We start from the raw sequence: 3703 nt of genomic DNA on the forward strand, positions 1-3703 counted from the left end.
CAGGCTTTCAGGAGAGGGCCGCTTGCAGCGGACCTCGCCAGAAACCCCGCCCCAATTTTCGGCACCAGACCGGATAGGGCATCACCACAAGGAGGACGATTTATGTCCGCACGTCTCTTTTCCTTTTGGTCCGAATATGACGGTCTGCCCGGCGCGGAAGTGGTCTATTCCGCCAATCCCGACCTGCTGCGCAAGATGGGCCGCGATCATCATGCAGCCGCCACGCACAAGCCCGATCTACGCTTGCTCGATCCCGAAGGCAAAACCGTCGCAACGATGGATACTTGGGCGACTGACTGGACGGAGATGGGGGTATGAGTGCCCCCAACAACACCCCCGACATTCAGGCAGCGCGCATCCTTGATGCACTGACCGCGCTCTATCCTGACGCCTCCGGCCAGGTAGCCGATCTGATGGAGTATGCGCTTTGCGACCTGCGCCATCTGGCCGATCAGCATGTGATCTGTTTCGGCAGCACGGATCAGAAGGGGTATCGCACCTACCTTCAGGAGAAGGCCCAATGAAACCGCAGATTTCACTCATCGAGGGGCGGCACCTGACCGCCTCCGACAAGCGCAATATTCTGGCTTGCATCGAGTATCAGCGCGACAAGCATCCCGCCACATGGGGCGCGGATTGGCTGGGCCGAAAATCCTCACCCAAGCGTTACACCGTCGCGCCGATCCCGGAGACGCCGAACCGCTACGAAGTCCAAATCCGCGAGAACTACCGCAACGATTATGGCTGTCCTTGCGAGCGCACGGCGCGCCTTGTGATCGAGACCAAGGGTGTCGATCCCCTGCCCGCCGCCAAATCGCACCCGGCTTGGGACAACGACGATCTTTTCGCAGCCATGCCTCGGGGAACCGAGGCATGAGCTGGCGCACCTTTGAGACCCGCGAACACCCCGACGACCTGCCCCGCGTCCACAAGGACGAGGCGACGGCATGGCGCTACGCCAGCCGCACCGGGCACGAGGTTTGGGAAGTGATCGAATACGGCCCGAACGCTGGCGAGCGGTTCCTGGGCCAAGGATGAAAGACGAGAACATGACATTTCACAGCGAATTTCCGAAGATTGGCGAAACCGACCAGAAGGACCACGGCGCACCGGCGATCCGGCGCAGCCTGTCCGAGATCGTCGCGGAGTATGATTCAAAGGCTGAAAGCATCCCCGGCGCCATCGAGGCTTTCAAGAAGGCCGAAACCGCGATCAATGCCGCCGCTTGCATCGGCGGCACCTACGGCGGGCGCGTCTTTGCGACCGATCCGAGCCTATATGAGCGCGACGTGCGCCTGACTCTCCTGCGATCCGCATGGAAACACGTCTACGAAGGCTTGAATATCGAGAACATCGCCAGCGCCAAGGACCGGCAACAGCTCGACTTGAAGCTGACCAACCCCCTGCCCTTCACCTTGGAAAATATCGCTGAGGTGTTCGGGAGCTATTTGCTCGATCAACGCTTTCACGTCCTCAAGGGGCTGGCCGAATGCTTCACCGATCTGGACCCGGCCTATAAGAGCCATTCCAAAGTGAAAATCGGTGTTGAGGGCCTGCCGAAGCGGATCATCGTTTCCTATGTGACCGGCTGGAACAGTTGGGGCCGGGAGCGGGTGAAAGATACCCTCAACGCCCTGCGCGTCTATCGCAGCCAGCCGCGCTATACCTACCGCGAGTTTGAAGACACGATGGACGAGGCGCAGCGCCACGGCGAGGCTGATTTCTGTGGTGGCATCATCCGCGTTTTCAAGAATGGCAACGCCCACCTGATTTTCGACCCCGAGGGCCGAAAAGACATCAACCGCGCCCTGGCCGAGTTCTATGGCGAAGTGCTGCCCGACGCGCCGAACGAGGCCGAGGCGAAGCGGCCAAGCACCGAAGTTGCCCGCGATCTGCAATTCTATGCCAGCCCCCGGCCCGTGGCAGAAACCGTGATCGACGCCCTGCACCTTAGCGGCGGCGAGGAAATCCTAGAACCGTCCTGCGGCGACGGCGCACTGATGGACGAGCTGGCCCGGCGCAACGCCGATCTGCGCGAAAACCGGATGAGCGGGGCTGTGTCCGTCACGGGAGTTGAATACGACGCCGCCCGTGCCGATCTGGCCCGCGCGAAGGGCCATCACGTCATGACCGCGAATTTCCTTCAGGTCGCGCCCGATCCGCGGTTTGACAAAGTGGTCATGAACCCGCCTTTTTATGGGCGGCATTACAAGAAGCACCTCGATCACGCGGTGAAATTCCTGAAGCCCGGCGGCTGTCTGGTCTGCATCCTGCCCGCGTCCGCCTACTACGACCACGGCACCACCATTGGCGACTGGCGCGATCTGCCCGTGGGCAGCTTCGCCAGCTCCGGCACGAACATCCCCACTGGATACTGTGTCTATTACAAGCCCCGCGCCTGATCGTCGGGCGGGCCTTCCGGCCCGCCCCACACGCTGATATTGTGTCATCAGGAGTTGCACCCATGACTTTTAGCCATTCGATCTTTGATCTTCCGGCCCGGCTTTCAGAGCCGAAGGTGGCGTTTCCATTCTACGCGCTGATCCTCGTTATGGGCGGCATCCTTCGCCTCTGGTCGCCAGTTGGTATCGTCGTGATGTGCGTTGCCGGCTCCGTCCTGGTCGCCCTTACTATCGTCTGCGCTGTGCTGCGGTTTGCTGGCGACGAACAGGAGGACGAAGGCTGATGCTCGACCGCCTCTATCTTCTCGCCTATCTGCGCGGCTATGCGGGCCGCACCTTTCCCCGCCCGATCCGGCGATTGGTCGCCGGTTCGGCGCTGCATCGAGCATGGTTGCTCGGCCATCTAGGCTTCTTTGAACAGGAGGGAACGCGCTACGGCCCGGCGCACCCCTACGAGATTCCCGCCGTTTCATCTTCCTGAAAATATCCTCGGGGGAGCGCCGCGAGGCGCGGGGGCAGACAGCCCCCATGACCTTCATCGCCAGTGCATCCCCGTGGCAGTAATCCGCCATTCGGTGATGCACTTTCTGTCTGCAATGCTATAATATTGCTGTGCAGCAGACGAGGAATTTCAGTGGCCGACAAGATCCAGCTTACCCCGAATGTCATCAGCGAGCAGGGCTTGCGGCAAAGCCTGGAACATGGCGGCCAGCTCGAAATCGAATGCCGTGAACAGCCATTCCGAAAGGGGCCGAGCTGGCACGGCCTTTGGGTCATGAAGAGTGTCGATCCATCAGGCGATGTTCAGATGCTGGTGACTGCCCGGATGGATGCCGCGCGGGGCGGGTTCAAGGTGAGAGAGTTCAAGACCGCGACCGGGATCATCTCTTTTCTTGCCGACTGCGGTTTCGCCGTCGCCCATTTCCCGCTTCGCGCCGGTGAAAAGACGACGCTGCGCCTTCAGCTTGCGGCCTGATCTATCGGCGGCTCATGGGGGTTCGGACAAGCCGAACGCCGCCATGAGCGGCAGGGGAACCGCCGGTTCCCCCACGCAAGGCTGTCCGCTTGACGGGGCGAAGGGGTTTCCCCGGCCTTCCTGCGCCTCCGGCTTCGTGCAGGCCGGGTGATCCCCCTCAGGGGGCCAGTCTCGGCCCATCCGGGTAACGGTCGCTTTCGCAGCGCCAGACCTTGACCGTAGGCGGCGGTCTCTGGCGGAAGAGGGTTCGGAGATCCCCGCGCGAGCGCGGCGATCACACTGGCAGGGGGGATTCGGGCAAGCCGAACGCCCCCTGCATCCTTGG

Annotated in this window: 8 protein-coding genes; all 8 read left to right on the forward strand. The window is 61.8% G+C overall.

What is annotated here, in order from left to right:
• The first annotated feature begins 102 nt into the window (after positions 1 to 102).
• The 8 genes from BLT54_RS21845 (at position 103) to BLT54_RS21875 (ending at position 3378) form a co-directional block, all read left to right on the forward strand.
• Entirely contained in the window at positions 103 to 318 is a 216-nt protein-coding gene (locus tag BLT54_RS21845) for a hypothetical protein (protein ID WP_074647537.1), read from the forward strand.
• The gene (locus BLT54_RS21850) at positions 315 to 524 is read left to right on the forward strand and encodes a hypothetical protein (RefSeq protein ID WP_074647538.1); all 210 of its coding nucleotides are present in this window, start codon (positions 315 to 317) and stop codon (positions 522 to 524) included. Before BLT54_RS21845 ends, BLT54_RS21850 begins: the two co-directional genes overlap by 4 nt.
• Complete coding sequence (locus BLT54_RS21855; RefSeq protein WP_074647539.1) at positions 521 to 877, forward strand: hypothetical protein; 357 nt, start codon at positions 521 to 523, stop codon at positions 875 to 877. The genes BLT54_RS21850 and BLT54_RS21855 overlap by 4 nt, the downstream gene beginning before the upstream one ends.
• Positions 874 to 1038, forward strand: coding sequence for a hypothetical protein (locus BLT54_RS22730; protein ID WP_157903888.1), 165 nt, complete (start codon positions 874 to 876; stop codon positions 1036 to 1038). Before BLT54_RS21855 ends, BLT54_RS22730 begins: the two co-directional genes overlap by 4 nt.
• Before the next feature lie 11 nt (positions 1039 to 1049).
• Positions 1050 to 2402, forward strand: a complete 1353-nt coding sequence (locus tag BLT54_RS21860) for a class I SAM-dependent methyltransferase (protein WP_083351951.1) — start codon at positions 1050 to 1052, stop codon at positions 2400 to 2402.
• A gap of 62 nt (positions 2403 to 2464) precedes the next feature.
• The gene (locus tag BLT54_RS21865) at positions 2465 to 2686 is read left to right on the forward strand and encodes a hypothetical protein (RefSeq protein ID WP_074647540.1); all 222 of its coding nucleotides are present in this window, start codon (positions 2465 to 2467) and stop codon (positions 2684 to 2686) included.
• Positions 2686 to 2883, forward strand: a complete 198-nt coding sequence (locus BLT54_RS21870) for a hypothetical protein (protein WP_074647541.1) — start codon at positions 2686 to 2688, stop codon at positions 2881 to 2883. Before BLT54_RS21865 ends, BLT54_RS21870 begins: the two co-directional genes overlap by 1 nt.
• Positions 2884 to 3036: 153 nt before the next feature.
• Positions 3037 to 3378: a hypothetical protein gene (locus tag BLT54_RS21875; RefSeq protein ID WP_074647542.1), complete on the forward strand. Its 342-nt coding sequence runs from the start codon at positions 3037 to 3039 to the stop codon at positions 3376 to 3378.
• Positions 3379 to 3703: the final 325 nt, after the last annotated feature.

The organism is Celeribacter baekdonensis (assembly GCF_900102315.1).
Classification (GTDB): Bacteria; Pseudomonadota; Alphaproteobacteria; order Rhodobacterales; family Rhodobacteraceae; genus Celeribacter; species Celeribacter baekdonensis.

Excerpts from the sequence above, each read along its gene's own strand:
- BLT54_RS21850 (WP_074647538.1), top strand. The coding sequence starts at position 315 with ATGAGTGCCCCCAACAACACCCCCGACATTCAGGCAGCGCGCATCCTT.
- BLT54_RS21845 (WP_074647537.1), top strand. The coding sequence starts at position 103 with ATGTCCGCACGTCTCTTTTCCTTTTGGTCCGAATATGACGGTCTGCCC.
- BLT54_RS21865 (WP_074647540.1), top strand. The coding sequence starts at position 2,465 with ATGACTTTTAGCCATTCGATCTTTGATCTTCCGGCCCGGCTTTCAGAG.
- BLT54_RS21855 (WP_074647539.1), top strand. The coding sequence starts at position 521 with ATGAAACCGCAGATTTCACTCATCGAGGGGCGGCACCTGACCGCCTCC.
- BLT54_RS21860 (WP_083351951.1), top strand. The coding sequence starts at position 1,050 with ATGACATTTCACAGCGAATTTCCGAAGATTGGCGAAACCGACCAGAAG.
- BLT54_RS22730 (WP_157903888.1), top strand. The coding sequence starts at position 874 with ATGAGCTGGCGCACCTTTGAGACCCGCGAACACCCCGACGACCTGCCC.
- BLT54_RS21870 (WP_074647541.1), top strand. The coding sequence starts at position 2,686 with ATGCTCGACCGCCTCTATCTTCTCGCCTATCTGCGCGGCTATGCGGGC.